Origin of the sequence: Vibrio sp. St2 (genome assembly GCF_947311885.1) — a bacterium.
GTDB classification, from domain to species: Bacteria; Pseudomonadota; Gammaproteobacteria; order Enterobacterales; family Vibrionaceae; genus Vibrio; species Vibrio coralliilyticus.
Map to the genome: position 1 here is coordinate 440,777 of NZ_CAMZNA010000002.1, position 16,477 is coordinate 457,253.

General features: G+C 45.5%; 13 protein-coding genes. 7 read left to right on the forward strand and 6 right to left on the reverse strand.

The genetic code is table 11. The features are described 5' to 3' along the window. Window positions 1-75: 75 nt before the first annotated feature. Window positions 76-690: a LysE family translocator gene (locus tag QMA41_RS08475; RefSeq protein ID WP_038159844.1), complete on the forward strand. Its 615-nt coding sequence runs from the start codon at window positions 76-78 to the stop codon at window positions 688-690. A gap of 159 nt (window positions 691-849) precedes the next feature. Next, on the forward strand, window positions 850-1,899 hold the full coding sequence (locus QMA41_RS08480) for an ArsO family NAD(P)H-dependent flavin-containing monooxygenase (protein WP_281629375.1): 1,050 nt from the start codon (window positions 850-852) through the stop codon (window positions 1,897-1,899). 62 nt (window positions 1,900-1,961) lie between these two features. Here QMA41_RS08480 and QMA41_RS08485 read toward each other — a convergent pair whose 3' ends face one another. Next, complete coding sequence (locus tag QMA41_RS08485; RefSeq protein WP_038159865.1) at window positions 1,962-3,137, reverse strand: PLP-dependent aminotransferase family protein; 1,176 nt, start codon at window positions 3,135-3,137, stop codon at window positions 1,962-1,964. Window positions 3,138-3,264: 127 nt separating this feature from the next. Between QMA41_RS08485 and QMA41_RS08490 the strand changes: the two genes are divergently transcribed. Next, complete coding sequence (locus QMA41_RS08490; RefSeq protein ID WP_043009986.1) at window positions 3,265-4,134, forward strand: GyrI-like domain-containing protein; 870 nt, start codon at window positions 3,265-3,267, stop codon at window positions 4,132-4,134. 94 nt (window positions 4,135-4,228) lie between these two features. After that, window positions 4,229-5,029, forward strand: coding sequence for an arylamine N-acetyltransferase (locus QMA41_RS08495; protein ID WP_281629376.1), 801 nt, complete (start codon window positions 4,229-4,231; stop codon window positions 5,027-5,029). 116 nt (window positions 5,030-5,145) lie between these two features. Here QMA41_RS08495 and queF read toward each other — a convergent pair whose 3' ends face one another. The 3 genes from queF to QMA41_RS08510 are packed head-to-tail and all read right to left on the reverse strand — an operon-like array spanning window position 5,146 to window position 7,421. Then, a complete protein-coding gene (gene queF, locus QMA41_RS08500) occupies window positions 5,146-5,964 on the reverse strand; it encodes an NADPH-dependent 7-cyano-7-deazaguanine reductase QueF (protein WP_281629377.1) in 819 nt (272 codons plus the stop codon). Next, a complete protein-coding gene (locus QMA41_RS08505; RefSeq protein ID WP_006961413.1) occupies window positions 5,951-6,832 on the reverse strand; it encodes a queuosine precursor transporter in 882 nt (293 codons plus the stop codon). Before QMA41_RS08505 ends, queF begins: the two co-directional genes overlap by 14 nt. Beyond that, window positions 6,825-7,421, reverse strand: coding sequence for a helix-turn-helix domain-containing protein (locus QMA41_RS08510; protein WP_006961414.1), 597 nt, complete (start codon window positions 7,419-7,421; stop codon window positions 6,825-6,827). Before QMA41_RS08510 ends, QMA41_RS08505 begins: the two co-directional genes overlap by 8 nt. Before the next feature lie 143 nt (window positions 7,422-7,564). Between QMA41_RS08510 and QMA41_RS08515 the strand changes: the two genes are divergently transcribed. Further along, window positions 7,565-7,738 (forward strand): hypothetical protein, encoded by a 174-nt coding sequence (locus QMA41_RS08515; protein ID WP_006961415.1) that lies wholly within the window; start codon window positions 7,565-7,567, stop codon window positions 7,736-7,738. 139 nt (window positions 7,739-7,877) lie between these two features. On the opposite strand, the gene pulA is transcribed toward QMA41_RS08515, so the two are convergent. Both pulA and QMA41_RS08525 read right to left on the reverse strand, forming a co-directional pair. Next, window positions 7,878-13,922, reverse strand: a complete 6,045-nt coding sequence (gene pulA / locus QMA41_RS08520) for a pullulanase-type alpha-1,6-glucosidase (protein WP_281629378.1) — start codon at window positions 13,920-13,922, stop codon at window positions 7,878-7,880. 400 nt (window positions 13,923-14,322) lie between these two features. Beyond that, window positions 14,323-14,802: a MarR family transcriptional regulator gene (locus tag QMA41_RS08525; RefSeq protein WP_006961417.1), complete on the reverse strand. Its 480-nt coding sequence runs from the start codon at window positions 14,800-14,802 to the stop codon at window positions 14,323-14,325. 132 nt (window positions 14,803-14,934) lie between these two features. Here QMA41_RS08525 and QMA41_RS08530 point away from each other — a divergent pair, with 132 nt between their 5' ends. Further along, entirely contained in the window at window positions 14,935-15,849 is a 915-nt protein-coding gene (locus QMA41_RS08530) for an EamA family transporter (protein ID WP_006961418.1), read from the forward strand. Continuing rightward, window positions 15,846-16,439: an NAD(P)H-dependent oxidoreductase gene (locus QMA41_RS08535; RefSeq protein WP_281629379.1), complete on the forward strand. Its 594-nt coding sequence runs from the start codon at window positions 15,846-15,848 to the stop codon at window positions 16,437-16,439. The genes QMA41_RS08530 and QMA41_RS08535 overlap by 4 nt, the downstream gene beginning before the upstream one ends. The last annotated feature ends 38 nt before the right edge of the window (window positions 16,440-16,477 follow it).

The following is a 16,477-nucleotide window of genomic DNA, read 5'->3' on the forward strand; positions in this document are numbered from 1 at the left end:
TAAAACGCCAATATCGTCCTATCTCGAAAGCATGAAACACAGAAAAATGGTGGAAAAAGAGATAGGAAAACCAAGATGCTTCAACACACTGACATGCTCGCTTATATCATGACTTGCCTAATCGCGGCAGGTACACCAGGCCCCGGCACTCTTGCCGTCATCAATTCTTCGATTATTAAAGGCACCAAACGCACCATTCCTCTTATGTGCGGGATTATTACCGGGATGGCGCTGGTTGCTACAGCTACGATTCTTGGGTTATCAGCCATCATTTTAAGTTCACAATCGCTGTTCAAAGCCGTTCAATTCATAGGAACTGTCTACATATTCTATCTTGGTGTTGTGAGCTTACTGCGCTCCCACCCTAGTGAAGGTGATGATGCTCCGCAAACCACTCACCGTACTACCGTATTCACTTCTGGGGTGGTGTTATCTGTGTTTAACCCCAAAACTATTGTCTTTTTTGTCGCACTACTGCCCGCTTTCATCAACACTGAAGCCAATAGCTTACAAACTGGTATAGAGCTCACTGTAATCCTTTTACTATGTACATTTTCCGTACACCTTATTTACGCGTTTGCTGGCAGTTATGCCGCCCAGTTTATTAAAGCGAAAACTCATTGGATCGAGGTTGCCACAGGTTTATTGTTCATCGCTCTTGCTATCTTTATGTTGATAAACACATTTTAAGTGAATCACACTCCCCTCTTTCTTCAGGCTTGTATTTCATCATTCACATCTAAATTTCCAATTTTGTCGAAATATATTGACGAACCAGTCACAAAACTTTAAATTTCGAATATTCTGGAAATTTAGATTTCATCAACATTTTGGTGTGGGAAGGTAAACATGACCGAGCAAGTAATCATTATTGGTGCAGGGCAAGCTGGGCTATCGACCGCTTACTATTTGAAAAGAAATGGTATTGACCCACTGATCTTAGATGCGAATCCAACACATGGCGGCGCTTGGTTACATGCATGGGATAGTCTGAGACTATTTTCACCAAAGGAGTACAGCTCGCTTTCTGGTTTTATGATGCCTAAAACTCGCGAGGCTTACCCTAGCCGTGATGAAGTGATCGACTATTTCGGCAAATATGAGCAGCGTTATCAGTTTCGTATTGAACGTCCTGTGAAAGTGCTGGATGTCACTAAGGTCGAAGACATTTTTCATATCACAACAGATAGCGGTGAATTCCTCGCGAAAACCGTTGTATCCGCAACCGGTAACTTTTCAGGCCAATTCATTCCAACTTTCCCCGGCCTAGAGCGTTTTACAGGTGATCAGGTACATTCTGCAGACTACAAAAACAATGCGATATTCGCTGGTAAGAACGTCGCGGTGATAGGCAGCGGTAACTCAGGATCTCAGATATTGGCTGAAGTATCTCAAGTCGCCAATACGCACTGGTTTACCAATCGCCCTCTCGATTACCTCGATGATGAACTGGATGGCCGTTACTTATTCGAGCTTTCTACAAAACGTTATTACGCTGCGATGAAGGGTGAAAAGCTAGAAAACACCGATGACTTCTCCAAAATCGTCATGGTTGACTCGGTCAAAGAAGCACGTGAACGCGGAGTGTTGATTCGTGAAGAAGACATTGAATCTTTTAGCGAGCATGAGATTATCACGGCTAACAAACGCATTGCCATTGATGCAGTTATCTGGTGCACAGGATTTAAGACTCAGCTCAACCACCTGAAAGGCTTACAGCTAAATACGGATCTACAAAGTTTGACTCAAGGCACCCGCTCTACTCAGCATTCAGGCCTATGGCTGATTGGTTATGGGGAATGGTCTGGCTACGCTTCGGCGACCATTATCGGCGTACAAAAGCATGCCCGAGAAACCGCCCGCCAGATAGCCGAGTCTTTTGAACTGCTTGCTGGCTAGAGTCTAGGCTCAGTAATGAAAAAGCCCCCACTCTCAATGAGTGGGGGCTTTTTTTGCATTCATTACGCGTTTTCGAGTTCAGGCTCGCTGATGGACGCTTTCAAGCCTTTAGCAAGACGCTCGACTGCTACCGTCAGCTCCTCTGGCGAGGCATTAGTGTAGTTAAGTCTTAATGCGGGCTTGGCTTCATCTGCATTTGGATAGAACACTGGGCTTGGCACAACCGCAACGCCATTCCCTAGTAACGCTTTTGCCAGTGCAAATGTGTCGCAAGATGGCAACGTCACCCAAATGAACATGCCTCCTTCAACAGGCTTCACTTCGCAGCCAGCTGGTAGTTGCTTTTGCAGCTCAGCAAATAGCTTCTCATAGCGAGATTGGTACAAGTCTCTAACCGTACCAATGTGCTGTTCAAAGCCTTGGTGTTTCAGTAAGCCCAGAAGTAGCGCTTGCATAGGAACACTTGAGTGTAAGTCAGCACCTTGCTTGATCTTGATGAGGGGTTCCAGATATTCACTCTTACCGCTTACGACACCAACTCGCAGACCCGGAGACGCAATCTTTGAAAAAGAGCGCAGCACAATAGAGTGTTGCGGACAGAAATCAGAGACCAATGGAATCGCTTGACCTGAGAATCTTAGTTCACGGTACGGTGCATCTTCAATCAGAACAACATTGTATTGCTCACACAACGCACCGACCTTCTGACGAGTTTCCAACGTCCAGCACACACCAGTTGGGTTATGAAAATCTGGTACGGCGTAGAACATCTTAGGTGATTGTTCAGCGAAGCTCTTCTCAAGCGCTTGTAAATCAGGGCCCGCCTCCGTCTGAGGTACAGTGACAATATCCGCCTGAACCAAACCAAACACCTGCATCGCACCAAGGTAGCTAGGTGCTTCCATGACCACTTTGTCACCTGGGTTTACATAAGCACGAGCGATCAGGTCTAGCCCTTGCTGCGATCCTGTACACGCCATTACTGAGTGCGTCTCTGGCAACTCAAAATACTCTGTCAGGAACTCTAGAAGTGGGGCGTAACCTGCAGTTGCCCCGTACTGGAAAACTTCCGGCATTGATGAAAGGCTTTCTAGTGTTGGCTTCATTAGTTCAATTGGAAATGTACTTTCATCTGGTAAGCCACCCGCAAGCGAGATGACATTTTTATCCGATGCGGCAGCGAGAATTTCACGAATATAAGACGACGAGATTTGTTGCAGGGAGCGAGCGATTTCCATAACAGTTCCTGAGTGTAATTTTAGAATTTTTATCGTCGAAAAGACGTTAATGAAGTGTATAACCCATTGATGAAAATAGGATGTCCGTTTATGCTGTTCAACATGTCCATTTATGCTATTTTTCTTTATGAGCCGACAACACATATTCCGAATCAATGACGTGCTTTATCACATTCATAAAGACATCAGTAAATCCTTACCAGCCAAGGAATTAGCGGACATCGCAGCGTATTCTGAGCAACACTTTCACCGCGTTTTTAAGCAGGTTGTCGGAGAATCCATCCATCAGTATATTCGCCGAACACGAATGGAGTACGCCGCAAATCAACTAATGTTTGATCCGCATTCCTCGGTATTGGACATCGCCAACAAATGTGGCTTTCACTCTGTTTCTTCGTTCAGCCGCGCATTTAAATCCACTTTCAGTGTCTCACCAGGAGAATGGCGAAAGCACGAGCAACAAAACATCGATAAGCCCTATCTCAAAGATCCTGAAATCGCCGCAGGCTATTATCGCGTCGCAAAGAAAACTCTTCCCGAGCCTAAAATTATCGAAACCTCCGATCGCCTCGCTGCCTATGTTCGCCATGTAGGTTACAGCCGAACCGTAAAAAATGCTTGGCGAGTCTTAAATGCGTGGGCAAGCAGCGAGGGGCGTGACACATCACGTCAATACGGTCTGCATCATTCAAACCCAGCGTTGGTTGAACTGGATAACTGTCGCTACGTAGCGTGTATCGAGATAGACAAACCAATCAAGGTTCGAGGTGTGGTTAATCAGTTAGTGATACCAGGTGGACTACATGCCGTGTTTCGTCTCACTGGAGTGTATGGAGAGCTGCTTCCTCAAATCAGTAAGGTTCATGAACAATGGTTACCCGAATCTGGCTTTAAATTGGGGTCAACACCAGCGTATGTTCACTATCATAGGAACCACTTCCTACATGACGATGAGCACTTTGAACTCGATTTTTACCTCCCTATCAGTTTCTATTAGGCAGTCACTTAGCTCGCAATCATCAAGGCTCGGATTGAATTAATTAAACCTCTTCTGTTAACGTGTTATTTCTCATTAACAACGGAGCTGTTCAATGGACTCAAGCAGACTAAACCAATATCTTTCTAAGATCGGTCTGTCATACATACCCCAAACCACAATCGACGATCTCACTGCCCTCCATCGTGCTCAACATCGCAGAATTCCTTTTGAAAACTTTGATGTAGCGCTACGTCGCACCATCCATTTATCTGAGGACGCTTTGTTCGAGAAACTGGTTCTGAGTGAACGTGGAGGCTACTGCTTTGAAGTGAACGCCTTACTTCTTAGTGCTCTCAAGAGTCTTGGCTTTGATGCAAAACCGCTGCTTGGTCGGGTACATCTTGGGCCAGAACCATCCAGCCGCAGCCATCAGGTATCGCTCGTTGTGCTTGAGGGGCAGGAATGGATTGTCGATGTTGGCTTCGGGGCTCAGACTCCACGTGCGCCTATACCCGTTGTTTTCGACAGGGAAATCACCACCGACTTACAGACCTTACGGTTTGTAAAGCATGTTCTGTTTGGTGCCATGCTTCAGGCAAAAATAGACAATAACTGGATTGATCTTTATAGCCTGGATTTCACTCACGTTTGCGAAAGCGATATTGCTTGCAGCAATTTCTACACCTCGACCAGCCCTGACTCCACCTTCTTGCAAAAGCGGGTGGCAACAATAACCACAGATAACGGCATCATCACGCTGCTTAACGGAACGTTAAAGATAAAAACAAACGAGCATACAGAGGAAAAAGAGATTGCTGAGGACGAAGGCTATCTTCGTGTTTTAAAAGAAACGTTTGGCATCGAACTGGACGCAAGCTTTGACGATTTAATACCACTTAGCCCAAATATTTAGCGGTGTTGGTAGAGCAGATGTAAGCAAGACATCTGCTCTGAACAACGGACCTGCAAGTTAAGCTCAATTCGGGTTCAGTCCCTCTTTCAAGCAGGCTTTTTAGTTTATGCCGTTGGTTACTGTCTCGGATTTCTACCAGAGCAGATTTCGCTTTCAAAGTCGCTACGATAAGGGTTTATATCAAGACCGCCTCGTCGCGTATATCTAGCAAAAACTGTCAGCTTTTCAGGAGCACAGCATCGTTTGATATCAGAATAGATACGCTCGACGCATTGCTCGTGAAACTCATTATGTTCACGAAATGAAATTAGGTACTTGAGAAGACTCTCATGATTGATTTTTGCTCCCGTATAACGAATGTATACGCTTCCCCAATCTGGCTGATTCGTCACCAAACAGTTCGATTTTAAGAGGTGAGAACATAAAGATTCAGAGACATACTCATCCACAGTGCTTCCGGAGAGCGAATCCGCATCATACTCAAACGAGTCTACGGTGATATCCAAACCATCAATGCAATCAAATTGCTTATTTATTGAGGTTTGTTGTGGTTCATCTACATCCATAAATGACACCGTCACTTCAGCACCAGCAGCATTAGTTAAGTCGGACTGCATTTTCTCAACAACAATATCTTTCGACTCAAAACGTGTTTGATTGAAGCTATTTAAATACAATTTGAATGACTTCGATTCAATCAAGTTGTTGGACGTGTGAGGAATAAGAAACTCCGCGATTGCGACGATCGGCTTACCTTTATTGTTCAACCACGACACTTCAAAAGCCGTCCATAAGTCATACCCAGCATGAGTGGCGACCTTAAGGTCTTTAATCTCATCTCTGCCTTTTTGTCTTGGGATAGGATCGAGTAACTCAGGTTGATACTGAGAGATATACTCGCTTTTTTTACCTAGGTTCTTATCATAGGTTGTCATTATTATTTAATTCCTTGACGTTGATTAAGCGGGAAAACAATTTCCTTGCGAAATAAATTGGCGCGACACTGAACAGTGCATATAAGATCTTAATAGTAACCTGGCTGAGAAACATTACGAACAGCACGTCATTTGGTAGTACATTAAAGAATGCAATACTAATAAATAGTGCGCTATCCACTACAGATGCGATACTGGTACTTGCTATGACTCGAATGGCAAGCCATCGAGATTGTGTGGCGATCTTTATTTTGTTCAGGACGTAAGCATTGATGTTCTCAGAAATAAAGTAAGAACTTAAAGAAGCTAAGAACACTGAGGTCATACTCGTGACAAGCGAAGTATACTGTTCATCCATCGCTTGCCACGGGCCTATGCTAGGAATAGTGGTGGATAAATAGAGAAGAACGAGTATCCCGGCATTGACCACTGTCGATTGTATGATGGCTTTTCTGGCGAGCTTTAAACCAAAGTATTCGTTTAATATATCAACAAATATAAATGAAATTGGGTAAAGAAATATTGCGGCAGGTACAATTAAGCCTGTGTTGAATATTTCTACAGGTTTAATTCCAGTAATGTTTGACAATGTAAAAAGAGAACACAGACAAAGTACGAGAAAAGAGTAACTCATCCAATAACTTTCATGTCTGTCCTCTAGCTCGTATGCTCCTTCAAAGCTCGATTTTGAATAAACTTTCTTACATACTTCAACTAATTCATTTCGATTTAGATCATCAGCAACTTCACTGGAAATAAGATCTTTAGCGGGCATATTCACGACCTTTCCAGTTCCCCGTATCATCACGCTAGCCATCATTTCAGGGGCACCATTAAAGCCAATCAATTTATATTTTTTATTAAACACAAAAACGTTCCTCGAGTATTACTCCAAAAAGAAAATCGCCTTCTAAAAGAGAAGTGTTAGGGGGAAGAGAATGCAATGCACCACCGCGAACAATGAGCTTACTCAGCTCTTTTTCATTGTGATTCGAGCGATCAATAATCAGTAGATTGCCCTTGGTAAAATAATTAGACAAAACCTGACCCACTCGAATCGCTACGATGTTACTCCCTTCAGAAAAGTGATAGGTCAGGGGATAATCAGTGACCAGGTCGCCGATGTAATATTCACTTTTCTGGATGAACTCCATTTCACTTAGAATCGGAACAGCAATTGGGTTCTTGTTTCCGCATACCGACACGACAGGTGTTTCAGATAGAAGATCTTCTAGGGATTCATTTTGAATGATATGACAGGTTGTTCCAAAAAAGTTAGCAATGCGTTCAACCGTCGAGGTCTGCACTCTTTCAACCTTGCCATCAAGTATTTTATAGATAGTTGAACGCGTAACACCAGTTTTGCGACTTAATGACGCCTTGGTTTCTTTACTCTTATTTAGGCCAAACTGTATGTTGTCTCTGAGTATGTCCAGTTGCTCACTGTTGTTCTTCATTTATGTGCCTTTTGGTCATAAAGCGAGGCCCGACCTCTCCCAAAAAACAAATGATATCAGTATCATATTAAAAAACAATTAAATATACACACACATGCATAATGTGTACACTAAAGTGTATCTTTTACTGTTGGTAAATAATCATGAATACAGAAGACCTAGAGTCTCGCCTTCAAGAGATAACCTACTGGTGCCGGTTGATTCACGCAGAGCCAGAGAAAAAAGAGGCGATAAGCTACCTCTATGTTCACACACAGCTACTACTGGACGAACTTCAGAATAAGAAACCTACCAACCAAGTGATTCACCAGAAATAAAACATTGGACTTGGTCATGACCAAAAGACTCAACCATTAAATGTTTATCAACAGCTGCATTGATAATTGGACTCTAAAACAAAAGGCTCTCCACATAGGAGAGCCTTTTTCGTTTCAGTCGACTTCTTATGACAAATGACTATTTGATTAAAAGAAGTCGCCCTGTCAGAGCTGGAACAGAAACCGCACCGGATGTTGCCTGAACATTAATCAGCTCACCACTCATCAAGTCTTCAAATTCGTCTGTCGATTTGACTCTTGTTAAGTCGACATTGAGTGTTTGTTCCGATGTTGATGTGTTCAGCACATAGATGATCTGCTCATCACCATTCACTTTCAGGTCAGCATACAGGTTGTCATCCAACCATAAGTTGCGCCGTTCACCCGCATAAAGCGCCGGATGTTCACTGCGAACCTGCATAATTTGAGTCAGATAGTTTTTCACATCTTGTTGCTCAGCAGTCAGCGTCACCCCAGTCACTCCTTGCACTTTCGCGCTTGAGCGAGCGACATGATCATCACACAGCCCCTGAGAAGCACAATCTGATGTAACCTTGTTCGAGAAGTTAGCGACTTCGTCACCAATCTCTTCACCGTAGTAAAGTGTGATTGGTCCAGAGTAAGCAGCTAGAAAGCTAAACGCGGCTTTGTGTCGCTTGACTGCTTCACCAAGATTGCCACGCTGAATCAGGTCACCGAAGCGCACCAAGTCATGGTTACCAAGCATTAAATTTGGCATCGCATGGTAAGGCGATTTGGCGCGGCTGTTCCACTCTGCATCCAAAACACGGGCATTGTTGCTCGCCCCTGATTCTTCAACCGCCAGAGCTTGAACTAAGCCGTAACGTAACGGGAAGTTGAACGCCGACGAAAGGCCCGGTTGTGAGTCACTGCCATAGGTTGTTGCCGTAATCTCATCTGCACCTTTCCAGACTTCACCGACCATGTAGCCCAGTGTTCCCCATTGCTTACCAGCATTCTTATTGTCCAGTGAGGCTTGCTCTACTGCAGCTCGAATGTTGCGCCATGCCTCTAGTGGAAGCTGATAAGATTGGTCGAGACGCCAGCCGTCAATACCAAACTCTTTCACCCAATAAGTTGCCACCTCTGTGAAGAAGGCTTCACTCGCTGCATCTGGGTAATTCACATACATACCCGGGTAACCCTCTTCCCCTCTCAGGCTTGGTAGCTTACCCGTTGGGGAAGGTTTCACACCAGTAAGGTTAGTATGACCGAACACCCCATCTAAAAGCACGTATAGACCTTTAGCGTGAGCAGCATCAACCAGTTCTTTCAGCTTCTCATTCGTGCCAAATTTAGGATCGACATTGAAGTAGTCACAAGCAAAATAGCCTGTGGCGTCAAGGCGATCATCACCAGCCTGGCCCGCACAAGAATCAAACACAGGTGTTAGCCACAACGCATTCACGTTTAAGCTTGCAATGTAATCAAGACTGTCAATGACGCCCTGAAGGTCTCCATTGTGGTGCGAATTGCCGTAGCCCACACCATAGTTATGGTCTGGGTCTCCATCGACAAATGACTCTACCATCACCTGATAGATCCTCAGATCACAAGCTTTGCTGTCATCCTGATAGCAGGCATAGTCAAGATTTGTATCTACAACAGATACTACCAACGCGGATTGGTCTGAAGCGTCTAACGTAAATTTGTACACGCCTTGCTCGGTCACTGTCACCTTGATATTGCCATTACCTGCATCCTCAAGTGTTACGGAACCGTTGCCAGTTGAGAAGCCACCAAAACCAAGATTGATCGTACTCCAGTCAGAAGAAGCCAGTTTGAACTCATACTCTCCCGGAGTGAGGTAGCCTTCAAAGGCGTACACACCGTCACCCTGATAGGCCATTTCATCACTGGTACTCCAGCCATTCATTGAGCCACGAACGTATACTTTTGTAGAACCGTAAGGCGCGACATCAACTGGCTTACTATCAATATTCAGCCCTTCTCCTTGCGCACCATTTTGTGTCTGGACAAAGACAGCCGCAGTTAATGGTGGAATAGTGAAAGCGCCGTCTCCAAACTTCGCCTGCTTAACGACTGAATCAGACGAGGCTTTCAACACAGGATGCAACTCAAAGCTTTGTGCTCCAGCAATCTGAATGGTTTGTGCTGAAGTATTGGCATTAATCGCAACAACAATTGAGTCGAAGTTGCTATCAAGGTCTGCGCCTACACTCACCCCATCATTCACCGACATCACAATCATGCCCGGTAATGTCGACGGCCCAGTATTATGGAAACGTACACGCTTCAAGACTTGCTCTTCACTCACTAAACGAAGCAATGGCGTGCCGGAACGAATCTTCAGCAGTTCCTTGAAGACCTTGTCTGTCCAAGCAATATGCTCCGGAGTTGCCACGGTATTCGGGTTGCTAATGATTGATTGGATAGCACTCCAGTTAGCCTGATCTTTGTCAGCACGTGGCAGACCAATGTTCCAGTTATTCGTCTGCTTGCTGAAATCGACTTTGTTGTACCAATCACCACTGTCGTAGCTATCGCGCTCCATGGATTTAGAGCGCAGTAATTCAGACCCCATGTGCAAGAATGGTACACCTTGTCCGAGCATTACAGTTGATAGACCTACGATCTGCATACGTGCACGGTCCGCTGGCGTAGCGCTGGCATCGGCTTTGTACTGGTTGAAATCCCACAACGTTTGGTTGTCATGCTTTGAAACGTAGTTAATGGATTCCTGAGGATCGAGCGTATAAGCCGCACCCTGCCCTCCGTACTGGAAGTCACGACCGTACACAGTGGCACCGCTATACGTTTCTAACGGGTAGTTTTGCAGATTACCTGTCATACCGTAACGGATAAGATCCATCTTCGATTTCAGATCATCATTGAATCGGCTACCCGCGTTAGCAAAACCCGGATTTTCAAGCAAGGCATCACCACTATCGAATGGACCACCACCGCGTACACCATCACGTAGACGATCGTTGTAAGTCCCTATGCCTGTACCCGCCATCGGCCATTGGGTTGCGTTTTCACCACGTTGACCATCAGCAACTTCTCCAAAGTTCCAACCTTCGCCATAGAACCAAGTATCTTCATCTACTAACTTGGTTTTCTCATACACGTGCAGCATGCTCGACTTCATCAGGTGTCCCATCAAATCGAAGCGGAAGCCATCGATCTTATAGTCCTGAGCCCACATCACTACACTGTCTGCCACCAGTTTCTCGAACATGCGGTTCTCAGACGCAGTGTTATCACAACAGGTTGAGTTCTCGACAGCACCCGTGATCGGATTCAGGCGATGGTAGTAACCTGGCACCGCTTTATCGAGCACAGATTTATCATACAAGCCTGACGAATAGGTATGGTTGTAGACAACATCCTGCACCACTCTGAAGCCCATATCATGAAGCTTCTGCACCATCTGACGGTACTCACGAATACGCGGAATGCCATCAGTTGCAACAGCATAGCTGCCTTCTGGTGCGTTGTAGTGGAATGGGTCATAACCCCAGTTGAATCCATCCAGTGGACGAACATCTGCGAGCAATTCCTGCGCCTCGCCGCTATTAGGATCCGTTTGTTCTAACAAAGACAGAATGGTTGCACCGCGTGAAGTGCCATCGCTACACAACTTGGCATCAGGATTAATGCCGCAAAGTTTTTCTACGGTATCGGTCAGATTCACCGTCTTCGCTGGATCTTCAGGGATGGAAGCCAAATCGTAAGTCGGTAGAAGATGGATCGTTGTCAGGCCAGCTTCTTTTAACGACTTCAACTGCTTAACACTGTCGCGTTCATCTTCTAAGAAGGCCAGATACTTACCGTTGTTTGCTGGTGTACCCTGCGTATCGCTGACACTAAAGTCACGTACGTGCAGCTCGTAAATGATGTGATCTTCTGGATTCTCCAGCTCTGGAATCGATTGACTGTCCCAACCTGCCGGTTTGGTTTCATCATCGGTGAGATCAACCAGTTGAGAGTGCAAACTGGACGTACTCAGAGAGAGAGAATAAGGGTCAGTAGTCATCATCCACTCAACGTGGTCGGTTTTCGGATGGTAAGCCTTCACACGGTAACGATAGAACACATTCTTCAGTGAAGCATCGCCTTGGTAATGCCAGATGCCAGTTGCTGAGTCGACAGTCAAACTGAATGGCGATTGTGCGATTAGTGCTTTATCCTGATCGTACAAATACAGTTCAACATCTTGAGCTGTTGGCGCCCAAAGCGCAAAGTTCGCACTATCGCCTTCAATCCAGCTACCCAGTTTTGCTTCATCCGCATCATTTGGCCCTGCGGTGTAAAGCGTGTCGACAACACCCGGAATCTGGACACGAGTTGCGACCAACGGTTTACCTTCATCATCGAGTGCCACTGCAATTAGCTGTGTTTTCAGCAACGCTTTAGCCGTCTCAGTATCAACATCCAGATAGAAATCGACACGATCTTTCAAGTGTGGAAAGTCAGGATTATCAACGTTGCCAGCAAATGAAATGTCGTATTTGATAAACTGTTCTGGCTGGTTGATATCACCGTTACCTGCAGCACGACTCCAGATTTGGTAACTGGCTGCTTCACTATGATCAAACCAAGCAATGGAACTAACATCGAGCCAGTGAGCAGCTGCACCGTCAAGTTTCACCACAATTTGCTCATCTGGTGAGTATTTGACGACTGAGCTGCCGTGTGTCGTATAAAGTGTATTACCTTTAGCAAATTCAGCCTTCAGATCATCACCGCCCAGCGCTTTTTCGTCACCTTTGTGCACGATGAAGTTCATACATGCACCGTGATCGGATTTGAGTGGTACAACAAACTTAGCACCATATTGCGGGTCGATTTCTCCCCAAACGTATGGGTTGCCCCAATCTACGCCGTTTAAGGCGTCAGGCGACACTGCGTCACAAGATGCGTTATTCCACAGGTGCAGTCCCCAGCCCGCGTAATTACCGTCATCTCGTTTGTAGTAAATGACCGATTCAGAATAGACAGGCGCAGGCTCGGATGAACTGTTATCTGGGCTGGTTGGGTTTGGATCGATGCTGTCTGGAATCCCATCCCCATCATCGTCGCTAGAGGCAAAGTCTCCTAGCCCGTCGCCATTGGTGTCTTTACTTTCAAATCGATCTTCAGGGAATGCGTCCACGCCATTATCGGCACCATCACCGTCTATATCACTGTCTTCGCTGTCAGTGATGCCATCACCATCACGATCGGCAGGTTGACTGGATGCCGAGTAAGGGTCCGTTCCTAAACGAGTTTCTTCTTCATTACTCCAACCGTCACCGTCGATATCTGAATCATGCGCATCTGGGATTTTGTCGCCATCAAGATCGGCGGGGAAGCTCGCCGATGAGTAAGGGTCGCTAGCGAGTTCTAACTCGACAACATCGCTGAAACCATCATTATCATCGTCCGTATCCGCATGATCGCCAATACCGTCATTATCGGCATCTGCCGACTCTTTAATATCGGTTGGGAACAGATCAATCGCGTCGGCTACACCGTCACCATCGCTATCTTGCGCAATAACCGGCACACCTCGCTCATCCAGCATTAACGTCTTGTTAAGCAGTTCATCACGACCACGTTTAAGCTCTTTTCCTAATGCTTTACTACCCAGCTCCAACGTATCCGCTAGCGCTTCCATATCCTTCTCTTCAATGGTCTCAGGCAGTAATTGCGTTAACGCCTTCGCGCTTCTTGCGACGACCATCTCTTGCTGATCAACATAATCGCTTTCAAGGTCAAGATGTGGCTGTTTGAGTTGTCGACGCAGTTTACGTAATGCTTTACGTTCGCTGACACCTTGCTGCATTTGCGCAGCAATGTAAGTCGAGAATGGTGTCACCAAAGAGTAATGGCTCGGTGCCATCAAGGTATAGTCCCTTGTCACAGCGACACCCGGAATATCAGCGTCAATCGATACGCCTCGTTGGGTTTTAGCGACAAGATAAACGTCTTCGTCTTCGATGATCAGACCTTCAAGGTCAATGGCAGCATATCCGTCTTTATCAGTGACGGCTGACGGCTCATAACGGTCTTGTCGACCATTTCCGTTGACGTCCAGCCAGACAGATGCCTTTTCGATGTAGCCATCCATCACGTTGACTTCTAGCGGGTCATTACAACCTGCCAAAAGCCCAAGTGACGCCATAGCTAGGCTCAGTTTTGTTAGCTTGATGTTCATTTTTATTTCCATTTATATTCACGTTCCACGAGCGATAAACTTTTCTGTTTGGTTAAATCGCTTCAAGCTAACGTTATATTTTTAAAACAGTTAATTTCCTCATCCTATAAAACTGATTGAGTAGGCGTAGACGGAGGGGAGGAGAAAAAATTTTAGAATCAGGCTCACAATTACAACCCTAAAAACGATCTAAAAATTACTCAGATGATGTGCAATCAGTGAGAAGTCTGACACTTTGTAGTGACGAATAAACCAACGGCTGTAGGATTACAACAAGCCGTTTCAATATTAAGAAATTGGATCTTTAACCCAAACTGATGTCAGGTAAACAAAAGGGAATTTTGATTCATGCGATACCGGTGGCAAAGTAGCGATTACCCTACCACCTCAATTCCATCAATCACTGATTTGCGAGCAGTACTTTTCGCATCATATTAGCCAGCTGGGCTTTTTCTTGCTCATCAAACATGCTCAACATTCCGTTCATATTTGATAAGTGTGATGCTAAAGCCTCATCGACTAATTGAGCACCCTGCTGGGTAAGCGTTACTTTACAACTGCGTCTATCATCGCCACTTGCTAATCGCTCAACCAAGCCTCGTTGGACCAACTTTTCAATCCGAGTGCTCATAGCGCCTGAGGAAATCATCAGGGTTTTGTACATTTCAGTCGGGGTCAGCGGTTGCTGATTTCGCATTAATGTCGCGAGAATATCAAACTCCAACATACTCAGTTGGTGCTGCTTAAACACATGTTCCAATTGACTGTGCCAGAGCCCATGAACACGCATCAGTCTACCGACAATTCCCATGTCAGAACAATCCAACTCAGGCTTCACATCGCCCCACTGCTTCAAGATGTGGTCGACAGGATCTTGCATATCTCATCCCTCTACTAATTTATCTTTTCAAAAAGATACTTGATAAAAAGACAAATCACCATTACTTTATAAAAAGTATCTTTCATAAAAGATACTTTTTATAAAGATAGAATACAACGAAAGGAGGCACCAATGACACGCACACAACGAATAGCGACGTTAGCCATTACGGCATTAGCGCCCATGGTCTGGGGAAGCACTTACATCGTCACCACTGAACTTCTGCCTGCCAACAGCCCTTTGTTAGCATCGATGCTGCGCGCTTTGCCTGCTGGGATAGTATTGGTGTTGTTTTCTCGCTCGATTCCAAATGGAAGTTGGTGGACGAAACTGGCCGTACTTGGCCTACTCAACATCGGATTTTTTTTCTACTGCCTATTTTATGCTGCCACATACTTACCCGGAGGTATGGCGGCTCTGATTATGTCCATCCAGCCTATTCTGGTTATGGGACTGAGCGTGCTTTTGTTGAGAAACACATTAACTTTCACGCAAATAATCGCTAGTGGTTTGGGGATAGGTGGCATCGCCATGCTTGTGGTCAATAACCCAGGTCAACTCAATACCTCGGGAGTTGTCATGGGGCTGCTCGGTACCGTTAGCATGGCGCTAGGCGTGGTGTTAACGAAAAAGTGGGGGCGACCTTCAAACATGTCCCTGCTGAGCTTCACTGGCTGGCAACTGTTGTTTGGAGGGCTGATGCTACTCCCTGTCGCCATCAGTACAGAGGGGCTACCTCAACAAATCACGTTAACCAATGTTGTCGGTTACAGCTATCTGGCAATTGTTGGCGCCATGCTTGCCTACTCACTCTGGTTCCGTGGAATTGAAAAGCTCAGCACAGTGTCTGTCTCATTCCTTGGCTTTCTCAGCAGTGTATCTGCTGTGGTCCTCGGTTACTTGATCCTTGGTCAGACTCTGACCTGGGTTCAGCTTATCGGTGCCCTAAGCGTATTAGTTTCAATTTTGCTGGCAGCCTCAGCCCCGACCTATTCAGCAACTAAAACAAACACATCATTTATTAATAGTAAAAAGGAACTCGCATGAAACTTACCATTATCTCAGGCAGCCAGCGTGCTGACTCACAAAGCCTAAAAGCAGCCCATTATTTATCGACACTGGCAGAGGCTGATTTTACGAATATCGATATTCTCGATCTCCACCAGCTCAATTTACCGTTATGGAATGAAGGCGTATGGACAGGTAGTGAGGAATGGGCTCCTTGGCGAAAGATTGCCATCCAGCTACAAGACAGTGATGCGTTTGTTTTCATCACCCCAGAGTGGCACGGTATGGCAACACCAGCTCTAAAGAACTTTTTAATGCTATCGACTGCTAAAGAGATGGCACACAAACCTGCTTTAGCCGTCAGTATCTCGGCCAGTGTTAATGGGGTTTATCCAATTAGTGAGCTTCGTTTAACCGGCAGTAAGAATAATCACGTGTGCCTGATTCCGGACCACTTAATCTTTCGCAACGTGGAAAGTCTGTTCAATCCAGACGGGAGCGTAAATGATGTGAACTTTCATGTTCGTAGTGAGTACACGATGAAGCTGTTATCCGCTTATGCACATGCACTAAAGCCAATACATCGGGATATGGTGGAGGCAGGAAAGCCATTTCAGTATGGAATGTAAAAAGAAGTGAAACATTCTTGAGCACATTCAACCGTGCT

Excerpts from the sequence above, each read along its gene's own strand:
- QMA41_RS08480 (WP_281629375.1), top strand. The coding sequence starts at position 850 with ATGACCGAGCAAGTAATCATTATTGGTGCAGGGCAAGCTGGGCTATCG.
- QMA41_RS08525 (WP_006961417.1), bottom strand. The coding sequence starts at position 14,802 with ATGCAAGATCCTGTCGACCACATCTTGAAGCAGTGGGGCGATGTGAAG.
- QMA41_RS08490 (WP_043009986.1), top strand. The coding sequence starts at position 3,265 with ATGAGCCGACAACACATATTCCGAATCAATGACGTGCTTTATCACATT.
- QMA41_RS08530 (WP_006961418.1), top strand. The coding sequence starts at position 14,935 with ATGACACGCACACAACGAATAGCGACGTTAGCCATTACGGCATTAGCG.
- queF (WP_281629377.1), bottom strand. The coding sequence starts at position 5,964 with ATGACAACCTATGATAAGAACCTAGGTAAAAAAAGCGAGTATATCTCT.
- pulA (WP_281629378.1), bottom strand. The coding sequence starts at position 13,922 with ATGAACATCAAGCTAACAAAACTGAGCCTAGCTATGGCGTCACTTGGG.
- QMA41_RS08495 (WP_281629376.1), top strand. The coding sequence starts at position 4,229 with ATGGACTCAAGCAGACTAAACCAATATCTTTCTAAGATCGGTCTGTCA.
- QMA41_RS08475 (WP_038159844.1), top strand. The coding sequence starts at position 76 with ATGCTTCAACACACTGACATGCTCGCTTATATCATGACTTGCCTAATC.
- QMA41_RS08510 (WP_006961414.1), bottom strand. The coding sequence starts at position 7,421 with ATGAAGAACAACAGTGAGCAACTGGACATACTCAGAGACAACATACAG.
- QMA41_RS08515 (WP_006961415.1), top strand. The coding sequence starts at position 7,565 with ATGAATACAGAAGACCTAGAGTCTCGCCTTCAAGAGATAACCTACTGG.
- QMA41_RS08535 (WP_281629379.1), top strand. The coding sequence starts at position 15,846 with ATGAAACTTACCATTATCTCAGGCAGCCAGCGTGCTGACTCACAAAGC.
- QMA41_RS08485 (WP_038159865.1), bottom strand. The coding sequence starts at position 3,137 with ATGGAAATCGCTCGCTCCCTGCAACAAATCTCGTCGTCTTATATTCGT.